Source organism: Dyadobacter sp. 676, assembly GCF_040448675.1.
Taxonomy (GTDB): Bacteria; Bacteroidota; Bacteroidia; order Cytophagales; family Spirosomataceae; genus Dyadobacter.
Window position 1 is genome coordinate 1717948 of record NZ_CP159289.1, and the last position, 20282, is coordinate 1738229.

At 49.9% G+C, this 20282-nt stretch carries 20 protein-coding genes; 10 read left to right on the forward strand and 10 right to left on the reverse strand.

What is annotated here, in order from left to right; genetic code table 11:
* Positions 1–5 precede the first annotated feature (5 nt).
* The 3 genes from ABV298_RS07835 to ABV298_RS07845 all read left to right on the forward strand — a co-directional run bounded on the left by ABV298_RS07835 (position 6) and on the right by ABV298_RS07845 (position 2939).
* Positions 6–686, forward strand: a complete 681-nt coding sequence (locus ABV298_RS07835) for a hypothetical protein (RefSeq protein ID WP_353721597.1) — start codon at positions 6–8, stop codon at positions 684–686.
* A gap of 85 nt (positions 687–771) precedes the next feature.
* Positions 772–1467, forward strand: a complete 696-nt coding sequence (locus tag ABV298_RS07840) for a GDSL-type esterase/lipase family protein (RefSeq protein WP_353721598.1) — start codon at positions 772–774, stop codon at positions 1465–1467.
* Positions 1468–1595: 128 nt separating this feature from the next.
* Positions 1596–2939, forward strand: coding sequence for an FGGY family carbohydrate kinase (locus ABV298_RS07845; RefSeq protein WP_353721599.1), 1344 nt, complete (start codon positions 1596–1598; stop codon positions 2937–2939).
* 3 nt (positions 2940–2942) lie between these two features.
* Here ABV298_RS07845 and recG read toward each other — a convergent pair whose 3' ends face one another.
* Positions 2943–5063: an ATP-dependent DNA helicase RecG gene (recG, locus tag ABV298_RS07850; RefSeq protein WP_353721600.1), complete on the reverse strand. Its 2121-nt coding sequence runs from the start codon at positions 5061–5063 to the stop codon at positions 2943–2945.
* Between the two features lie 232 nt (positions 5064–5295).
* On the opposite strand from recG, the gene ABV298_RS07855 reads away from it, so the two are divergent.
* Positions 5296–5763 carry a DUF2911 domain-containing protein gene (locus ABV298_RS07855; protein ID WP_353721601.1) on the forward strand — a complete coding sequence of 156 codons (468 nt, stop codon included), beginning with the start codon at positions 5296–5298 and terminating at the stop codon, positions 5761–5763.
* An 88-nt stretch (positions 5764–5851) separates the two neighbouring features.
* On the opposite strand, the gene ABV298_RS07860 is transcribed toward ABV298_RS07855, so the two are convergent.
* The 6 genes from ABV298_RS07860 to ABV298_RS07885 form a co-directional block, all read right to left on the reverse strand.
* Positions 5852–6148 carry a transcriptional regulator gene (locus tag ABV298_RS07860; RefSeq protein WP_353721602.1) on the reverse strand — a complete coding sequence of 99 codons (297 nt, stop codon included), beginning with the start codon at positions 6146–6148 and terminating at the stop codon, positions 5852–5854.
* 56 nt (positions 6149–6204) lie between these two features.
* The gene (locus ABV298_RS07865; RefSeq protein ID WP_353721603.1) at positions 6205–7317 is read right to left on the reverse strand and encodes a hypothetical protein; all 1113 of its coding nucleotides are present in this window, start codon (positions 7315–7317) and stop codon (positions 6205–6207) included.
* Between the two features lie 83 nt (positions 7318–7400).
* On the reverse strand, positions 7401–7793 hold the full coding sequence (locus tag ABV298_RS07870) for a diacylglycerol kinase family protein (RefSeq protein WP_353721604.1): 393 nt from the start codon (positions 7791–7793) through the stop codon (positions 7401–7403).
* Entirely contained in the window at positions 7768–8448 is a 681-nt protein-coding gene (locus tag ABV298_RS07875) for a DUF1361 domain-containing protein (RefSeq protein ID WP_353721605.1), read from the reverse strand. The genes ABV298_RS07870 and ABV298_RS07875 overlap by 26 nt, the downstream gene beginning before the upstream one ends.
* Before the next feature lie 91 nt (positions 8449–8539).
* Positions 8540–9451, reverse strand: a complete 912-nt coding sequence (locus tag ABV298_RS07880; RefSeq protein ID WP_353721606.1) for an SMP-30/gluconolactonase/LRE family protein — start codon at positions 9449–9451, stop codon at positions 8540–8542.
* 20 nt (positions 9452–9471) lie between these two features.
* Positions 9472–10116 carry a thioredoxin family protein gene (locus tag ABV298_RS07885; protein ID WP_353721607.1) on the reverse strand — a complete coding sequence of 215 codons (645 nt, stop codon included), beginning with the start codon at positions 10114–10116 and terminating at the stop codon, positions 9472–9474.
* A gap of 347 nt (positions 10117–10463) precedes the next feature.
* Here ABV298_RS07885 and rplU point away from each other — a divergent pair, with 347 nt between their 5' ends.
* The 6 genes from rplU (at position 10464) to ABV298_RS07915 (ending at position 15601) form a co-directional block, all read left to right on the forward strand.
* On the forward strand, positions 10464–10775 hold the full coding sequence (gene rplU, locus ABV298_RS07890; protein WP_015814326.1) for a 50S ribosomal protein L21: 312 nt from the start codon (positions 10464–10466) through the stop codon (positions 10773–10775).
* A 62-nt stretch (positions 10776–10837) separates the two neighbouring features.
* A complete protein-coding gene (gene rpmA, locus ABV298_RS07895; protein ID WP_353721608.1) occupies positions 10838–11116 on the forward strand; it encodes a 50S ribosomal protein L27 in 279 nt (92 codons plus the stop codon).
* A 153-nt stretch (positions 11117–11269) separates the two neighbouring features.
* A complete protein-coding gene (locus ABV298_RS07900; RefSeq protein ID WP_353721609.1) occupies positions 11270–11866 on the forward strand; it encodes a NifU family protein in 597 nt (198 codons plus the stop codon).
* 77 nt (positions 11867–11943) lie between these two features.
* Positions 11944–13056, forward strand: coding sequence for a hypothetical protein (locus tag ABV298_RS07905; RefSeq protein WP_353721610.1), 1113 nt, complete (start codon positions 11944–11946; stop codon positions 13054–13056).
* Positions 13057–13061: 5 nt separating this feature from the next.
* Positions 13062–14114 carry a ferredoxin--NADP reductase gene (locus ABV298_RS07910; protein WP_353721611.1) on the forward strand — a complete coding sequence of 351 codons (1053 nt, stop codon included), beginning with the start codon at positions 13062–13064 and terminating at the stop codon, positions 14112–14114.
* A gap of 422 nt (positions 14115–14536) precedes the next feature.
* Positions 14537–15601 (forward strand): substrate-binding domain-containing protein, encoded by a 1065-nt coding sequence (locus tag ABV298_RS07915; protein ID WP_353721612.1) that lies wholly within the window; start codon positions 14537–14539, stop codon positions 15599–15601.
* A gap of 308 nt (positions 15602–15909) precedes the next feature.
* Here the strand turns inward: ABV298_RS07915 and ABV298_RS07920 are convergent, their stop codons facing one another.
* The 3 genes from ABV298_RS07920 to rbfA all read right to left on the reverse strand — a co-directional run bounded on the left by ABV298_RS07920 (position 15910) and on the right by rbfA (position 20208).
* Positions 15910–18474 (reverse strand): M1 family aminopeptidase, encoded by a 2565-nt coding sequence (locus ABV298_RS07920; protein ID WP_353721613.1) that lies wholly within the window; start codon positions 18472–18474, stop codon positions 15910–15912.
* 106 nt (positions 18475–18580) lie between these two features.
* Positions 18581–19723, reverse strand: coding sequence for an FtsX-like permease family protein (locus tag ABV298_RS07925; RefSeq protein WP_353721614.1), 1143 nt, complete (start codon positions 19721–19723; stop codon positions 18581–18583).
* 101 nt (positions 19724–19824) lie between these two features.
* On the reverse strand, positions 19825–20208 hold the full coding sequence (gene rbfA / locus ABV298_RS07930) for a 30S ribosome-binding factor RbfA (RefSeq protein ID WP_353721615.1): 384 nt from the start codon (positions 20206–20208) through the stop codon (positions 19825–19827).
* Between the last annotated feature and the right edge of the window lie 74 nt (positions 20209–20282).

A 20282-nucleotide genomic window follows, 5' to 3' on the forward strand; every position in this document is an offset into this window, starting at 1 on the left:
CGAATATGAAAAAGATCATTTTACTTTCGTGGCTCTTCACTGCATGTTCGATCACCGTGTCCTTCGGACAGCTTGAAGGTCGAAAATTCATTTCAGCCTCCGCAGGGCTTAACTTCTCGAACGACAACCAGGATGATATCCCGTCTTCCCACAATTATGGATATGATCTGAATGTGAACTTGGGCAAATTCAAAACCGCCGGCAAAGCTTCGGGATGGAATATCAGCACTTCACTAAAAGGAGAGAAAAATGTTCAATACCGCGATGGAACCAGCAGATCACTCGAAGGAATTACCGGTTTCGGTGTCGGCATAGGCTACTTCTGGCAGTATTACAAGCATTTTTCTGACAAATTCGGCATTTTTGGCGGGCCCCATGTCAATGTGCTTTACAGCTATGCGAAGTCGCTTGAAAGTCAGTCCACCGATATCCTGGAACACAAAAATCACCAGATATCGCCGCAATTCGGGCTGTCGGCAGGCGCCTATTATGCACTGAATGACAGGTGGTGGCTTACCGGGTCATTAGGTTTCATCGACCTGCTATATGTATCCTATACAATCGACAATGGAGAAAGCCTGGTCTACGACGGCACTAACAAAAACAGAACGTTTAATTACAAGCTTTCCCCCAATCTTGCATTACCAAGCGTTTCGCTGGGGCTTCGCTATTTTTTCAAAGACTGATTCGCCGAACCAAAAAAAGTTACCGGCAGTGCATTAAAAACCCCGTGGATATGGCTTTTAAGGCCATATCCACTTTTTGTTTGTAATGAAAAAACACCTTCTGATTGTCCTCTTCGCTGCGTTCAGCGCTTGCCATAAACCACAAACGACGAACCTCGCCGGTCCGTGGGAGCCCGATTATCCGGTGGACCGTTCGGAAAATGCCATCCTGGAATTCGAGAAAAAGGACGCAGAACATATGCCGGCACCGGGCGGGATAGTTTTCACCGGTAGCTCTTCATTTACCAAATGGCAAGACGCCGCCAAAGATCTGGCGCCGCTGCCGGTTATCAACCGTGGTTTCGGTGGCTCCACCCTGCCTGAAGTAATCCATTATGCCGATCGTACGATCACCAAATACAAGCCGAAAACAGTCGTGATTTATTGCGAAAATGACATGTTCGGCAAAAAACCGAAGTCGCCCGAACAGGTGCGCGATGCGTACGTGACGCTCGTGAAGAAACTACGGGAGAAGCTGCCGGATGTGCAGATTTACGGCGTGTCGCTGAAACCGTCACCCTCGCGCTGGGCAAAGCGGGAGGATGTGATCAAGGCCAACAAATTGATCCGGGACTATATTAAACACGACAGGAACCACCATTACATCGACGTGTGGCCGGTGATGATCAAAGACGGCCGCCCCGACGGCGCTATCTTCGTGAGCGACAGCCTCCACATGAATGAAGAAGGCTACAAAAGATGGACTAAACTGTTCCGTCCGATCCTGGAAAAATCGGTGTAAAAGTATCCTGCACTTTGCGGTTTTTTACAAAGATTTTAAAAGAACGGATAAGGGTATTGGTTTTAACGTAAAGTCACTATATTGACCGAAAAAATACATTTCCGGGTAAAAAAAGTGATATTCCAATAATGAAAGTAACAGCGGTTTTTGACATTGGCAGGACCAATAAGAAGTATGTACTTTTTGACGAAAAGTATGACATCGTTCACGAGTTTTCAGAATCCCTCCCAGAAACAGTTGACGAAGACGGCTTCCCTACCGAAGATTGTGAATTGTTGACCAAATGGGTTCAGGACCGCTGGGCCGAATTACTGGCTAATCCCGAATTTGATATCAAAGCTGTGAATGTAGCCGGCTATGGGGCCAGTCTGGTCCACCTCGACGCCGCCAACCGCCCGCTTACACCGCTATACTCCTATCTCAAACCTTTCCCGGAAGAACTTTCCAAACAGTTTTACAGCACCTATGGCGACCCGACCCGCATTTCGCTCCAGACCGGCTCTCCGGCTATGGGCATGCTCAATTCAGGAATGCAGTTGTACTGGCTCAAACATACCAAACCGGAAATCTATAACCAGATAGCAACTACGCTCCACCTGCCGCAATACATCCTGTACCTGCTTACAGGCCGTAAAGTGAGCGATTATACGTCATTGGGCTGCCACACTGCGCTTTGGAGCTTCGAAATGTGGGACTATCACGAGTGGGTAAAACAGGAAGGTATTCACAAGAAACTCGCGCCCGTACTGGCGTCGTCTTCATTCATTTACCGTCATGGAGACAAGGGCATTCAGTCGGGCTTTGGGCTTCATGACAGCTCTTCGGCGCTGATACCCTACCGTATGGCCGTTAAAAAGCCGTTTGTACTGTTGTCGACCGGTACCTGGTGTATCAACTTCAACTCTTTCGCCTCGAAGCCACTGACTTCCTACCAGCTGGAACGCGATTGTATGAATTACCTTACGCCGGAAGGCAGCGGCGTTACCGCTTCACGCCTCTTCATGGGCCGCGAACATGATTACCAGGTGGCGCGCATTGCCGAATATTTCAACGTAGCGCCTGATTTTTATAAACAAGTGTTGTTCAATGAAGAGATATTAAAACAGGACACACCGAAATTCTACACCGCCTGTATGACCGGCAACGGGCCGTTCCCCGAACCGAATACGCAGGAATGGCAGATCAGCGCATTTTCTTCGGCAGAAGCGGCTTATCACCATTTGATAAAAGGGCTTTGCGAGCTGCTTTACGTATCGCTGGACCTCGTGAATATCAATGATGTGCACGCCATTTACGTTGACGGAGGTTTCGCGCGCAACGAAATATTCACAAGGCTACTCGCGAGGCATTATCCGAATCACAGGGTTTACGTATCCGACCTGCCGTATGCGACGTCGCTTGGTGCCGCCTTGCACGTGACGCGCCCGCAGACGTACGAGTTCGCGAACGAAATCCGCGAAATAAAACCTTAGTGTTCAGCTAATCCGGCTCCAGTTGGTTTCTTCCTGCCGCAAATTTTCGAGATGGCTGCGGATCGGCTGATGAACCGGCTGGAGCAGATCGGGATCGGCCGTGAGGATTTCTTCGGCCGAAGCGCGGGCGGCTTTCAGTATTTCGCCATCCTGGGCGAGATTCGCTACCAATAAATCCACCAGCCCGCTTTGTTGCGTTCCTGAAATATCTCCCGGGCCACGCAGCTGCAAATCCACTTCCGCTATTTCGAAACCGTCGTTGGTACGGCACATGGTTTCGATCCGCAGCCTGGTGTCTTTGCTGAGCTTGTAATCGGTCATCAGGATACAATACGACTGCTCAGCGCCCCGTCCTACCCTGCCCCGCAACTGGTGTAACTGCGACAGTCCGAACCGCTCCGCATTCTCGATCACCATCACCGAGGCGTTCGGCACGTTGACGCCGACTTCGATTACGGTCGTGGCAACCATGATTTTCGTCTCGCCGCGCACGAAACGCGCCATTTCATAGTCCTTGTCCTGCGACCGCATTTTGCCGTGCACGATGCTCAGCGGCACGCCCGGGAACGACCGAGCGACACTTTCATAGCCATCCATCAAATCTTTCAAATCCATTTTTTCGGATTCTTCGATGAGCGGGTAAACCATATAAACCTGCCGGCCTTTCGCTATTTCCTCTTTTAGAAAACCAAATACCGCCGCGCGGTTTTTGTCGAACCGATGTACCGTTTTAATGGGTTTCCGCCCGGCAGGCAGTTCATTGATCGCCGAAATATCGAGGTCGCCGTATAACGTCATCGCGAGAGTACGCGGAATGGGCGTAGCCGTCATTACCAGCATATGGGGGTTAATGCGCTCGTTTTTAGCCCAGAGTTTCGCGCGCTGCGCCACACCGAACCGGTGCTGTTCATCGATAATGCAAAGGCCCAGGTTCTTGAATTGCACGGCATCTTCGATCAACGCATGGGTCCCTACGATGATGTGTAAAGTTCCGTTCAATAGATCCCGGTGAATTATGTCGCGTTCCTTTTTCTTCGTCGAGCCGGTGAGTTTGGCAATATTGATACCCAGCAGATCGGCGAATTTTTTGAGGGCCTGATAATGCTGGTCGGTGAGGATTTCAGTGGGCGCCATAAGGCAGGCCTGTGCGTCGTTATCCAATGCAAAAAGCATCGTAATGAACGCCACAATCGTTTTTCCGGAGCCCACATCGCCTTGTAACAGGCGGTTCATTTGCCTGCCGGTTTTCAGGTCCTCGTGGATCTCGTGCAGCACGCGTATTTGCGCGCCTGTCAGCTTAAAAGGCAGATGCCGGTCGTAGAACTCCTTCACCAGCATGGTTTTATCAAAAATCAAACCCGGATATTCCGTCTTATGGAGCAGTTTGTTCTTGATAAGGCGAAACTGGTTGTAAAACAGCTCTTCGAATTTCAGTCGCCGCTGTGCTTGGTGCAATGTCCGGGCATCCTGAGGCAAATGGAAATGCCACAGGGCCTGTGCCTTAGAAACTAGCCTATATTTTTCTATGAGCGGCGTCGGAAGCGTCTCACGTATATGTGGATGCGCGATTTCGAGCAGGCTCCGCATCATTTTGCTCAACGCCTTGCTGTCCACGAACTTCTTACGCAGTTTTTCAGTCAGCGGATAAATGGGCTGCCAGTATCCCGCCGCCGCATTTTCCGGTGTCAGCACTTCGATTTCGGGATGGGTAATGCTCCATTTTTTGCCGAAGAGAACCGGACTGCCGTAAACAACATATTCACCGCCGGGTTTCAACCACTTTTCGTACCAGGCGATACTCTGAAACCAGACCAGTTCGAGAGAGTCCTTGCCATCCTGAAAAGTACCGACAAGCCTTTTCTTGCTACCTTCACCAATCACCGAAAAATCCCGCAGCCTCCCTTTGATTTGCGCCGCGGGCATTTGTTCTTTCAGTTCACCGATGCAGTGAAAAACGCTGCGGTCCTCGTGACGGAAAGGATAATGCTGAATAAGGTCGCCGAAGGTAAAAATATTCAGCTCCTGGTTGAGCAGAGCGGCCTTTTGTGGCCCCACGCCTTTCAGGAATTCGATTTTGGTATCGAAAAAACGGGTTCTAACAGATGGGTTTGTTGCGGAAGTCATTATTCAAATATAAACCGAAATCATCAAAAACACCGTTTCACCGGTTCAAATGTTAATCTCTGTTAATGGAGTAGCTATTCAGTGCGTTTCGGCTACAAACCGCTTGATTCACAACTTTGGAATGCTTTACTTGCTGCTTTATAGTCTTTAACCACCAATCAATTTTTTAACAATCTACACGCCTTATGAAAACCACATTATTATCGCTTTTCCTCACGCTGATCGCGTTCACATGGGCATCCGCGCAAGAAAAAAGCCAGCGAGCCCGCACGTAACCACCGACGGTAAAAATATGAGCATCACGTATGGCCAACCATCTAAAAAAGGCCGCGTATTGTTTGGAAAAGCAGGAAGCGGTAGCCTCGAATCCTATGGCAAGCCCTGGCGCATCGGAGCTGACCAGGCCACCGAAATCACTTTTAAGAAAGACGCGACATTCGGGGGCAAGCCTGTAAAAGCAGGAACTTATACGCTCGTAGCCATTCCCGACGAGAATGAATGGACGCTAATCCTGAACAGCCAGCTGGGCCAGTGGGGTGCTTACGAATACGAAAAACATAAAGCCAAAAACGTACTCGAAGTAAAAGTCCCTAACAAGAACTACCCTACATCGGAAGAAAAACTGACTTTCACCGTCAAAGACACATCCCTGGATTTTCAATGGGATAAAGTAGGCTTCTCGGTGCCTGTGAAGTTCTGAAAGTTATATTACAATAAAAAGGAACGGGGTGCCACCAAAAGTAGCACCCCGTTCCTTTTTCCTTCCTCCCTGCTCCCTTTTCCCCTCATTACAAATTCTGCCTGATCATATTCTCCAGCACCTGTAAATGCTCCGTAAACGCCTTATGCCCGTCCTCGGTGGCTTTATAGGTAGTTAGCGGTTTGCGACCATTGAATTGTTTCTGAAATTCAACGTATTTGATCTCCTCCAATGCCTTCAGATGCGAGGCAAGATTGCCATCCGTGAGTTGCAGCAATTCTTTCAATTCATTAAAACTTAGGGAATCGTTTACCACGAGCACGGACATAAGCCCAAGCCTGATCTTGCTTTCAAATACTTTATTAAACTTTTCTAACCACTCCATTACAAGTTCCTGTTACGAGGACGTCGGGCACCGGCCGCCGAGCGTCGGGCGCCCCGTTATTGATTGGCTTCCAGAAACAGCATGGCGTCACGGTTACGGAGCCACACCGCCTGGTCGCGTTGATTATTGGCCGCTACCGTAAAAGCAGAGCCCACCAGGCCTGTTCCCAGCGAAACCCAGAAGAAAGTCCGCAGGTTATCGCGGTTACCCGTGAGCAGCGATATCACCGATCCCGCCGACCCTGCCAGCGAAATAACCAACCCGATACTGCGTGTCCTTCTCGATTTAAGATAGAGGCCCAGTCCTTCCGGCGAGATGAGAAATTCGTTCCTCAGCGCCTTCTGCCCGCTGTAAATCACATTATTTTTGACAAAACTATTCCCATTTCTCAAATAAATGGTTTCCTTATCGTACCATTTTCTGGCCTTCGCCGCCGTACTGTCCGAAGGGACACGCACCTGCGCAGAGCACACCGGGCAGGCAATAAGCAGCAAAAACACCGCGGCAATGCCCGACTTCCCGCCTGGCGCCTTTTCTCTTTCATACCGGTTGTACATCGTCAACCCGTAAACGATATGTAAAACACCGAAACCTATCGCCCAGAATATCAGCGAGTAGCCCGTCATAAACAGTGCGACACAGCCTATTACGATTTCCGAAATACCCATATAGAACACCTCTGGATAAGTAAAGCGGCTCGCGTTCACGAGCGCGAGGCCATAAAACAGCAGCGTCACCGGGAAAACCAGCCATACAAAACCATAATGCAGCATGGCAAGACAGAATATGCCGCCGGTAACGAGTGGTATAAGCATGCTGACCAACAGACGCTTCGAACTGCCGTTCCACACTGTGAGGCCTTTTTTCCGTCCTTTACGAACGGTGAGAATAATGCACACGGCGAGCGAAAAAACAAGCACGCAAATACCATCCACGAGCAAAAAGCTGATTACATCCGCGCGCGAATGCCCATGGTAGGCCCCTAATGGGACCAGAATATCCGCCAGCCAGTCGGTTTTGAAACGGATATAGGCCGCAGCGGCACCTATTAATGCAAAAATTCCCGCAAAAACGCCGCTTAAACCGCTGAGCGAAAGGAATTTGGACGACCGCTCCATCAGGCTGCGGATTTCGTTCAAGGTGTGCAAAGAATCCTGATTCGGGTTCATAAGCGTGTCAAAAATGTAAATAACAGTCAGTGATTGTCAGAAATTGGTGGGTATGGTCGGCGTTGTCGGGTGTTGTCAGGTGGTCAGGTGGACAGATATTGCTGGAATAGCAGCAGGATTTTTGGGATAAACACAATTCCTCCTACTATGACGGCCGAAATCGCCAGCAATAGCACCCCGGCGGCGGCGGTGTCTTTCACCACTTTAATGACCGGATGGTAATCGGCCGAGACGAGGTCGGCCAGTTTTTCGATAGCGGTGTTGAACGCTTCTCCTGCCCACACGAGCGCGATCTGGATCACTATGATGCACCATTCAGTAGCCGATATATGGAAAAAGACGCCCGCGATGGCTACCACCACGCAGGCAATCAGGTGAATGCGTGCATTGTTTTCATAGCGGAACAGGCTGTAAATCCCCGCACCTGCGTAACGGAAGCTTCGGACGGCTTTAAGAATATCGATGGGTCCGTTCATGTTGTTTCATTTCGGCAAAAATATGGAACGCAAAGTACAACAACATGAGCACGAACGAAAACGTAATGGTGTGTTTGATCGCCAGCGGATCGTGCATGCTGTGGTAAACACCCCGCGCGAGTGCGCCCGGCTGCATGACGATGTCCCAGCTGTTCCAGCGGCCATACCGGCCGAGGAATATACCGAAGCCGCTCAGTACCATCGAACTTGTAATCGCCAGCCATGCCAGCCGGTCGTTCCAGCGATGGGCTATAATGCGGTGTACAATGCGGATGCTGTAAAGTCCGGTGAGAAATCCCGCCAGCGAGAACGTGAAAATCATCAGTGCGTCGTACCAGATCATGTTTTCAGGCACCGAACGCAGGTGTTTAAGGTCCGTGATAATATAAGGCGCATTGGGAAAAAACAGTAGCCACACCGAAAGATAGATCATCAGTACACCGAACGGCGCGGGCTGGCGTTTTTCCATTTCCCAAACCCATTTGATAAAAAGCAACGGCACCCACGCCAGAAAAAGATTCCAGACCAGAAATATAAAATGCCAGCTTTCCAGGACAATCCTGACCGACAGTAATGCCATAGCAGCGGCAGATACGAAAGCTAGGAGCGCTACTTTCAAATTGCCCTCCAAATAGTTGACCAGGTTTTTCAGCATCGTTTAAGTTTTTAAAGTACTTTGAAATGCAAAGTTACAATAAAACAATTTGAAACCGCAATAGCGGGAAATGTATATCGATAAAAGATGGTTACTTTTTGTTGTTTTCGGTAAAAGCTTTCATCATAGCCCATTCACGCCCGGCAGCTTTGGCCTTGAATGTTTCCAGGCAACCGCGGTCCTGCAAGGTAATGTAGCACGTTCGGCCGTTTTTGCCTCCAAAGCAGATATTGGAAACCTTCTTGCCGATTGTCTGAATGGTGTGAATCACCTTTCCTTCGGGTGACAGAACGGCCACTTCGCCCTTGCCATGACGGGTAATATAAAGGTTACCGTGCGCATCGCACCGCATGCCGTCCATACCGCCGTCTTCAAAATGGTGGAGCAGTTTTTTGTTCGATAATGTACCGTCCGGTGCAAGGTCGAATACCCAGACATTCCGCTGAACGCTTTCATTTACATACAGCTTCTTTTCGTCGGGACTAACGTCGATACCATTCGTTGTTCCCATATTTCCAAAAGCGAGGTTTACTTTTCCTTCGGGCGTGACGTGCCATATTTGCCCCGTACCGTCTTTCCAGTTGGGGTCGGACGCGAAAACGTGGCCGGTGGCGGTTACCGCCAGATCGTTCGGCTGATTCATTTTAGGCTCGTTCGCGAAAACCGAAACGTCTCTGGTGATCATATCTACTTTCAGGATATTATGTCCTGTAAAATCGGCCACGTAAAAAGTGTTTTTATCCACAAAGCGGATGCCGTTGCCGGTGCTGCCTTTGGGCAGAGTCACGAAAAAGCTCGCATTGCCTTTTTTGCTGATCTGCGCGATCGTGCCGTCGCGGGCGAAATTCACAGCGTACACATTGCCGTCCTCGTCGACAGCCGGGCCTTCGCAGTTACTGGTGAATTCGCCTTCGTTGGAGAAATTTTTGCTTCTGGTCTGCGCCCAGCTGATTCCGGGCGACAACAAGGCAATGCTGAGGAGGATCGTCAAAATTCTGGTCATAGGGTAATTTCTTCAAAAAATCACTGATTTTTCCATTTAATGGCACACCCCAGCGGGCGCGTAATGGTGGTAACGACCGGTTTCCCGCCGAGGAGGTTTGCCACGGCTTCATCGACGTACAGCTTGGTAACAGCCGCCGCATCCTGCATATTATCGTCGATCAAGCCTACGTAACGGACCGTAAATTGTGCCCCGCTTTTCTGTAAAACGAAAGCCTGCGGCATGCGGCTGGCCCCGAAGGCACGGGCTACCTGCTGCGCATCGTCGACAAGATAGGGATAACCGTAATGCTTCGCGGTAGCCCGCTCTTTTAATTTTTCGAAATTATCGTCCTGGTGCGTACCGGGATCGCTCGGGTTAATCGCGATCACCGGAAAGCCCTGACCGGCAAACTTGCTGTTGAGCGCGATGATCCGGTCCTCGTACGCCCTGGCAAACGGACAATGGTTGCTGGTAAAAATCACGATCACACCTTTGGAATTACCGAAATCGGAAAGTGAAACCATGTTTCCGTCGGTACTTTTTAAACGAAAGTTCGCCACCGCGTCCCCTACCTGGTACCCCGGCTGTGTCTGATCGCCGGAATCCCCGCCGGCCAAAGCCGGTTGTAAGGCTGTGGCGAGGCACAGGACCATTAAAACACACAGATTGATTTTTATTTTCATGTTTTTAAATCTCCGTTTCTAAGACCCCTATAAAAGGTAAAAGTAAAAGCGCGACATGTTAAAATTTGTTAAGGCAAGCCATTACGTTCAGTGTCTAAACGTATCGGCGGCGGCGGATCATATAAAAGTAACTTTTTGAGCATCATTAACCGCATCAGCCGCCTATAATTCTTCCGCGTACGGTTCGGTAAGCATGACAACCCAATGCCGCCTTACCCCCGCCATCCGGGTGCAATGTTGCGAGATATTAAAAAAACCGGAATATTCCGCCTAATGCGTTGTGATTCTGCCGGTCTCTTTTTATCTTTGCACCTCAATTTTGAATCCAGTTTAATATAACTATTAACATGTACGCAATCGTAGAAATCGCAGGTCAGCAATTTAAAGTTGAAAAGGGTCGCGAAATCTTCACGCATAGGCTTGAAGGTGACGTGAACGCTGCACTTGTATTTGACAAAGTCCTTCTCGTTGATAACGGAGGCACAGTACAGGTAGGTCTTCCGACCGTAGCGGGTGCTTCTGTAAAAGCAACTGTTCTCGAACACCTGAAAGGTGAAAAAGTGATCGTTTTCAAAAAGAAACGCCGCAAAGGATACCGCGTGAAAAACGGTCACCGTCAGTATCTGACCAAAATCAGCATCGACGAAATCGTTGCCTAATGCACCCGGCGGAAGCCGGAAACAGTTTAAAACAGGAAACTACAATTTAAGTATAAGATATCATGGCACATAAGAAAGGTGTAGGTAGCTCGAAAAACGGACGTGAATCGGAAAGTAAACGTCTTGGCGTAAAATTATTCGGTGGCCAGTTCGCGAAAGCAGGTAACATCCTGGTTCGTCAGCGTGGTACCAAGCACAATCCAGGTAAGAACGTAGGCATCGGCCGCGACCATACATTGTTCGCATTGGTTGATGGCAACGTGGTGTTCCGTAAGACCCGTGAAAACAGATCTTACGTTCACATCGAACCGATTGCGGTTGAAGCTGCTGCGGAAGCGTAATCCGGTACGCTTAACGCGAAATTCAAAGACCCGTCAGGCATCCGTTTGACGGGTTTTTTATTGGTTAATGCGCCCGCTCCAAAACCAAAAGCCCGCATTCGGTGTTCATAAACCGGAAAAAGTTGTTTTTACCCTATCATTATCGACCATCCAATGTTGTCACGACCCATTTTTGTATATACCGAATTGAGCCCCAATCCCAACTCGATGAAATTCGTCCTGAATTTCGAGCTGGTACCCGACGGGCTTTCTTTCGATTACCCTTCATTGCAGGCCGCGCTGGAAGAAGGCAAGGCTTCTCCGCTCGCCGCGGACTTGTTCCAGTTTCCGCACGTGAAGCGCGTGTTCATCGCAAGCAACTTCATCACCATTACCAAAGACGATGAAATCGCCTGGGAAGAAGTTTTGCGCGATACCAAGCAGTTTATTAAAATCTATTTCGAGGAAAACCACCCGGTATTCGAGCAGAAAACGATAGACAGCAACACGCTGATCGTCGACGCAAGGGACTCCGACACAGTTCAGAAGATTAAGGCCGCATTGGACCAATATGTACGTCCGGCAGTTGAATCGGACGGCGGGGCAATTAACTTCCATTCATTCGATGAAGGTTCGGGTGTGGTGAAGGTGCTTTTGCAGGGCTCCTGCAGTGGCTGCCCGTCGTCGACGCTGACATTGAAGGCCGGCATCGAAAACCTGCTCACCCGGATGGTCCCGGATGTGAAAGAGGTGGTGGCGGAAGGCATTTAATGCCCAAAAAGATGTTAAAAAAGAAACCCTGTCGCGACAGGGTTTCTTTTTTTATTGTGTTTTGTTAGTTTCGGCGCATGAAGCCACCGCTGGAAAAATTCATAGAACGCATTCAGGCATTGCAATCGACAGGCAATGCGGTTTTTCCCAAAGGCATTTTCCCGGCGCAGCGGTCCAACCACCTGATCGGCTACCGGCGGCCGGACACGACGATATTCTTTTCCGCCATTATCGCATTCACTTTGCAATCCATCCGAAAGCAATGCAGCGCGGAGAGCCAGGTAAAAATCGATTCCATCATCCCTCTGATAACCGCTAACTATGCTGATTTTCAAAATAAAGACGGTTTAAAGACCTATAACTTCTGGAAAACGAAACCATCGCGTCATTTCCCCAACGGCCGCTGGTTCCGGCGTTTCGAGCATTTTCGCATTCCGGATGATATCGACGACACCGCATTTGCCTACCTGACTACCAATCCGACCAGGGAGGAGTTAATTTGGTTAAAACAAAAACTCGCGCTCCACGCGAATGGCAGCAAACTGTGGATTAAAAATACCTATCCCGAATACAAGCCGTTGCCGGCGTATTCGACCTGGTTCGGGAAAAACATGTACGTGGAATTCGATGTGAGCGTGCTAAGCAATATGCTGTATTGCATTCTGCACTACAAACTGCCCCTTAACCGGCACGACGCCGCCAGTTTCGAATATATCCGTTCGGTAATCCAGACGCGCCGGTACATTGACGCGCCGTTTCGCTGCGCGCACCAATATCCGCGTACGCCGCTGATCGTTTACCACGTTGCCAGGCTCCTGGCCGCGTTTGATCCGCCGGCTCTGCAATCCATTCGCCGACAGTTGATTAGCGACACGGAAAGCCTTTTGAAAAATACCCGCAACCGGATGGACCGGGTTTTGCTGTCGACTTCGCTCATGCGGTTAGGGGTAAAAACGGAACGCATTCCGGTCGAAACATTTACGGAAAGGGATTTCACAGGCTTTTTCTTCTTTATAGCCGGATTGCTTACCGCCTACGAAAACCCGGTGCTCTACAAGCTGTCGGTCAATCCGCTGGTACATATGCACTGGACCTGCGAGGCGCATTGCTGGACCCTCCTTGCCGAATATGAGGCGATCTGGAACCAGCAGCAGCCCAACGGCGCTTTATCATTATCCAACCCGAGCTAGGCGACATGGCAGACCATACGATAACGTTAAAACTCCGCGAGATCATCCGCGAAACCGATGATGCGAAAACCTTTATTTTCGAAACCCTCGATGGCAGCACGTTAAATTACAAAGCCGGCCAGTTCCTCACATTCCTGATCGACATCCATGGTCACGAGGTGCGCCGCTCCTATTCCATGAGCTCGGCTCCCGGCGTGGACGTATTTCCCGCTATAACCGTCAAAAGGGTACCAAATGGGGAGATTTCCCGGTTTTGGATCGACACTGTCAAAACCGGTGACACATTCCGTGTGCTGGCCCCGTCGGGCAGATTTGTGCTGGAAAAGGAAGACGCAGGTGCACGCGACATCGTATTGATCGGTGCGGGAAGCGGCATTACCCCGTTATTTTCCATATTAAAACAGACATTGACTCAGGAAGCGGAAAGCCAGGTGACGCTTATTTATGCAAGCCGCAACGTGCGCAATACACTTTTCTGGAACCATATTACCGAATGGCAGGCACGATTTTCCGAACGGCTGAGCGTGATTCACATCCACAGTCAGCCTGCCGACGACTGGAACGGCATTCGGGGACGCATCAACAACACCCGTCTCGAACAACTGGTAGGAAAAGCCATTCGTTTCGAGCGAAAAGATGCCCGTTTTTTTATCTGCGGCCCTTTTGACCTCATGCGTTCGGCGGAAATTACCCTGCATTTCATGGGTTTTTCCGGGACACAGATCCGTAAGGAGAATTTTGTGATCGCATCGCCGCCACCTCCCCCGCCCGTTTCCAACCCGCACAACATCACGCTTAACTTCCTCGGGAACATTTATCACCTGCTGGTCCCGGCACATTCGACCGTGCTGGACGCGGCATTGGCACGCGGGATCCAATTGCCGTATAGTTGCAAAGGTGGTCGCTGCTCGTCATGCGCGGCCCTATGCACGCGTGGAAACGTGCATATGAGCGTGAACGAGGTACTCACCGACCGTGACCTGGCCGAAGGGTGGATTCTGACGTGCTCTTCTTATGTGGATAGCGACGACGTAGTGGTCGAATTCAGGCAGGGATGAAAAACAAAGAAGCGTACAGGCCGGGCCGTACGCTTCATTAGGTTTAGGATTAGAGGAATTTCATAAATGAATTCCTGAAAAGGTTAAAGGTTAGGAGTATTAAAGAATAAAATTTTCTTTCTTATCTTATTTACAAAATTAGTTGCCAAAATGGTTTTTCCTAATAAAATTTAAAAAAAGTGTTCGAGCACGCATTCAAAAACGCTTACCGGGCTCGTACACGACCAAATACATTTATAGTTATTTTCAGTCAGGTAAAACTAATACCCCGGCCCTGAAATATCAAATTTGTTATAAAAATAGTTCGAAAAATCTTGTATTAAGTAGTTGTCTTTGACTAGAAACACACTACTTGACCCATCTTCCTGATTACTTGTTAGATTTGCGAATTGATACCTAAAATCCCTGAATAATAGTCGCGTGTGAAAAAGAAAATTGTCAGAATCAAAGATATTGCGGAGAGGGCCCAAACATCCAAGGGCACGGTAGACCGGGTTTTACATAATCGCGGTCGCGTTGCCGAAGATGTTCGGGAGCGGATCCTGGCCATCATCAAGGAACTGAATTACGAACCCAATCTGATCGCGCAATCGCTGAAATCCCAGCGCGCATTCAACATTGCGGCCCTCATCCCCGACCCCAACCTCGACTCGTACTGGGAGGCGCCGCACAATGGGCTGGAAAAGGCGGAAAAAGAGCTCAGGCAGTATGGCGTGTATATCACCAAGTTTATATTCAACTCGCATTCCGACACTTCTTTTATCACCAAAGCCCGGGAAGTCACCCGCGACCACCCCGACGGCCTGCTCATCGCACCGATATTTTATAAAGAAGCGCTTCCCTTTTTCAAGGAATGGGGGGAAATGGGTATTCCGTACGTCCTTTTCAACACCCAGATCGAGCACGTAAATCCTTTGTGCTACATCGGTCAGGATTCGTACAGAAGCGGCTCGCTGGCGGCGAAAATACTGCGTTTCGGCCTGCATTCCCCTGCAACTGTACTGGTTGCACACGTGAACGAAGACATTTCGAATTCCGCGCATTTGATTACCAAAGAGGACGGTTTTCGCGACTATTTCAAAGGTGAGAAGCTGGAAGACACATTTCGGGTGATCAGCAGGGAGATCAATTTCCAGGAAGAAGAGGGACCAGATAAACGGCTTGATGAAATACGCCGGGAATTCCCGGATCTCGGCGCGGTGTATGTAACCAACTCTAAGGCATTCGAAGTAGCCGCCTATCTGGAAAAAAACGCATTGACCGACATTAAACTCGTCGGCTACGACCTTATCGAACACAACCAGCAGTATCTCAACAAGGGCATAATCAATTTCCTGATCAACCAGAACCCGCTTGGCCAGGGCTACTGGGGCATTCACCAATTGGCGAACCATTTAATCTTCAAAAAGGAAATTCCGGCAATCAAATTCCTCCCGCTTGACATTATCACGAAGGAAAACCTGGATTACTACCTCGACCCGCAGTGACCGTATTGAACGTCAGACGTTGTCGGATGCGGCGGGTGTAGTCGTTTGTAGTCAGGTATTGTTAGGGAAAGTTGGGAGTAGTGATTTGGTGTCAAGGGCGGTTATAAAAGGTCAGGTTCATCAAGAGTAGTCATTTTTAGTTAGGAATCGTTATAAAAGGTATTATCTGAAATAACAACACCTCGCCATTAATGACAACGCCTGACTATCAATTGACCATATCTGACTACCAATGACAACATCTGACCATTAATGACATCACCTGACCACAACTTCCGACTCTACCCAAGTCGAGATAGCATGCGGCGTTATAAATCCCCAAACTGGCTATACATTTCTTTCAGTTTGGGCTCGGTCTCCTTGGCGCGAATGTCTTTCCGGAGCGCGGAAACGCCCTGAATGTCCGTCAGCAGGCCCAGTGCCTGAAATGCGCCGAAACGTACAAAATAGGAAGAATTGTCACGGGCGAGGCCTTCGAGGATGGGAATGCTCCTACGCTGAATGTCCTGCTTCGATTTGATCAGGTATTTGCCGAAAACCTGCAGGAAATTGTATTTCTCACCCGGCTTCATCGCCTTCATTTTCGTAAGAAACCAATCGAAACGTTCGGGTTGGGCCAGGCCTGCATAGTAGTTGCCCACTGCCGTGATAATGGCGTCGTTAGGCGAATTTTCGAACTGGGCGGCTACCTCCGCCGCGTCGCTGGGCTGGCTCATCAAATATTTCTCGATGGCCACCGACGCCACAAGGTACGAACTGTCGGCCAATGCCGCTTTGAAGATCGGGTCGCTGTTGTTGTCGCCGAAGGAAGCCAGCGTAATGATCGCTTCTGAGCGGACTTGCGGGTGCGGGTCGTTCTGCGCGCGGTTCTGGATCACCTTTTCAATATCCGCGAAGCCCTCGCCCGCGTATTCGGCGAAATTACTGATCGCCATCTGGCGTAATTTCCAGAACGGATCGTCCATCGCTTTTACAAGAATCTTTCTCGCGGTGGTATCGGCCAATGCGCCTTCCAGCGACGCCAACGCTTCATATTTATGCAGGAACCGATCGGCGTGGAGGTATTGAAACTCCATTTCCGGCCTGTTCTTTTCGTGTTCCACCACGGCCAGCAACTGCGCTTCCGCGTCGAATATCACCAGGTCGGGTTTTTTGGCAGCTGGGAATTCGAGCGTCTGGTTTACTTTGTCAACCACTACGTCGTAACGGTTCTTTTTCCCCGACACCCACACATCCACTTTTACCGGCAGGCGATAAACGGTGGTCGCCACGGTATCCTGTGCCTGTTTTACTTTTAAAAGCACTTTTCCCTGAGCAGCCGCATACTGCTGCTCAATTTTTAAGACCGGATGCCCGGGCTTGTGGAACCACTGATCGAAAAACCAGTTCAGGTCCTGGCCAGTCATTTTTTCGAAAGCAACACGGAGGTCATCGATCTCGGCAGTACCGAAGGCGTGGGTTTTGAGATATTGCTGCAATGCAGCAAAGAAAGCGTCATCTCCCACCAGCGAGCGCAGCATGTGCAAAATACGGCCGCCCTTCGCATAGGAATGGGCATCGAACATATTCTCACGGTCTTTATAAAAATAGCGGATCATCGGCACCTGCTTGGTCTCCGATTCGGCCAGGTATTCTTTCGTTTCCTGCAAATTACCCCAATCCGCTTCATGACGGCCGTCGTTGTATTCGCTCCAAAGGTATTCGGCGTAGTTGGCGAAAGATTCATTTAAAGGTAATTGCCCCCATTCCTCACAGGTTACATAGTCGCCAAACCAGTGGTGCGCGAGTTCATGGGCGATAACGGCATCCGAATTTCCGTCGACCAGCGACCGGGCGTCATTCTGGACCCCTTCTTCATGCACGGTTGCCGTCGTGTTTTCCATCGCACCGGCCACAAAGTCCCGCACGGCGATCTGGGCGTACTTTTCCCAGGGATATTCTACGCCAAAAACATTACTGAAAAAACCCATCATTTCGGGCGTACGGCCGAATATGGCGTGGGCGTCGGCGCCATACTTTGGTTCAACATAATAGCTCAGTTCCAGGCCGTTCGGCATCATATCTTTCGCCACCGCGAAATCGCCCACGGCTATCATCGCCAGATAAGGCGCATGCGGCCGGGTTTGCTTCCAGTGATCGGTACGGGTGCCTTTCTTGCCTTCCAGCTGCTCTACCAGCAAGCCATTTGAAAGGGTTTTGTAGGTACTGTCGACAGTGATGTAAATGTCCTGGGTAAACTTCTGATTAGGCGCATCGATCGTCGGAAACCAGCAGGAACTGCCTTCGGTTTCACCCTGCGTCCACACCTGCCGGGGCTTGCCCTCGTCGAGGCCGTCGGCATTGATAAAATAGAGTCCTTTGTCCGAAGCACTGTCGTCCTCCTTACCTCTCGGCACCTCGTTCGGCTTGGCTATGTAATCGATTTTGACAAAAAGGGTGTCCTTACGTGTATACTCCTGTCCCAGCTTGATCACCAGCTTGCGTTTATCGTAAGTGAATTCGAGCTTCTTTTTGACTTTTCCTGCGATGTCCTCGCTGGTCAGGTCACCATATTCGCCGGTGGTATCCAGCATTGAAATACCTTTTATTTCAAACCCTTTCGCGTCCAGTTCGAGGGTGTTCTGAGGATAAAAATGAGGCTTGAATTTCAGTATCGCCGAACCGGGTACCTGTTGTTTTACCCAGTCGAGCTGCAAGTCCAGCCGGGTATACAATATGTCGCTTTTGCGGGTTCTCTCGGGTCTGTAAGGGCCTTGGGGGGTTACGGTGCCGGGGTTTCTCCTGTAAAGTGTGTCGGCATCGGTACCTGCGACGGCCGGGGTACTGAATGCGATAGAAAGTATTCCAAAAATTGTAAAGATCAATCGGTTCAAAAAAGGTCTTTTATTATCACCGGTCATATCCGCTTTCTGATTGATTGCTAGGAAGTAAGTCAATGTAAATAAGTTAATAAACGATTCTCTGGTGTTGCCGGCCGGCTTACACCCGCAGCAGCAAACCGGCTTCTGCGGCCCTCCGGGCGGGAATGTAGGAAACAACCATAGTAATCATAACGACAATAACGCCCGTGTAGAGTATGTCTTCCCAAATTAATTTCACCGGGTAAGCATCCACCAGCGAGGTGGTCATCCCCATCGAAACGAGCCCGTACCGCATTTGCAGCCAGCAAATGGCCACGCCGCCCAACAGTCCCGCCAGGGCACCGGAAAACGCAACGATGGCCCCCTCCGCCATAAAGATCTTCCGGATCAGCGATTGCGTTGCACCCATTGCGTAAAGCATCGACACGTCGTTCTTTTTCTCGATGGCTAACATGCTCAGCGAGAAAAAGATATTGATTGCGGCTACTAAAATAATCAGGGAAAGGGTGACCGCCACAAAAAGCTTTTCCATTTTTATTGCGCGTAACAGGTCGGCATTGAGCAAGTCGCGGTCTTTCACCACAAATACCTTGCCAAGTTTCCGGCCGATTTCCGCACTTACCTCTTTTTCGGTATAACCCGGTTTGACATACACCTCCAACGCCGATCGTTCGCTGTGGTAGCCCATAAGCTCTTCCACTTGTTTCAAAGGGGCAATAATGTAGTCGTCGTAACGGTTTTCGATAAAAAATACACCGCCGGGCCGGAGATTAAGCTGGTTGAATGCGTCCGGCGACGTGAGGTTGAGCGTTTTTGAGCCGGTACGCGGATATAGTAATTCGAGCGGGGTAAAAATGTCTTCCAGCGAAACCGACAACGCGTTACGGACACCTTCCGCCAGGATCGCATACGGAGTGCCGTTATTCCCGGTCAGTTTTACCGAACCTTCGATCATGGCAGTGTCGAGCTGGCCCTGCCGCTCGAATGTGCTGTCGACACCTTTCAGACGAATGATTGTCTGCTGACTGCCGTAGCGCACCAGCGCATTGTCTTCTATAACCTGTGTAACCAGTTTAACGCCCTCGACCGCCGCCACTTCGTTCAGAAGCTGCGGCGACACCTTGAACCGCTTTCCTTCGGCCGGAAGAATGCGGATATCGGCATCGAAAGTCTTGAAAATCTTCCGGTTCAGGTCTTCCATTCCATTGAATACCGACAGTACCACCACCATCGCCATCGTCCCGACCGCCACACCTGCCATGGCAATGCGCGCGATCAGACTGATGAAACTCCGCTTATTCCGCGAAAAAAATAGCGAACGGCAATCCGGTAGGAAATGTCCATGATGGCTCGAACTTGAAATCAGTAGGTATCTTCCTCCTCGTCGGGCTGTGCAGGCGGGATCACCAGATCCGCGAACAACTGATCCATTTTGGCTGCGTATTCGGCAGTGTCGTCGATATAAAATTGCAGGTGCGGAACGATCCTCAGCTGATGCCGGACGCGTTCGGCGAGCTTCTGGCGAATGAAACGGGTGTTTTCCCGGATCGTTTCCAGCAGCATTGTCTTGTTTTTATCGGGCAGAAAGCTCAGGTAAGCCCTGGCAATGCTCAGGTCGGGCGTTACCCGCACGGCAGTGATCGTCACGAAAGAACCGCTGGTAAGGTGCTGCGCGTCCTTCTGGAAAATTTCTCCCAGGTCTTTCTGTATCTGCCTGCCTACTTTTTGTTGTCTTTTCGATTCCATATCATGCATATTAATCGGAGGGATTTTGCCGGTCCTGACCGCACATCCTGGTTCGCCAGTTAGGATGATATAAA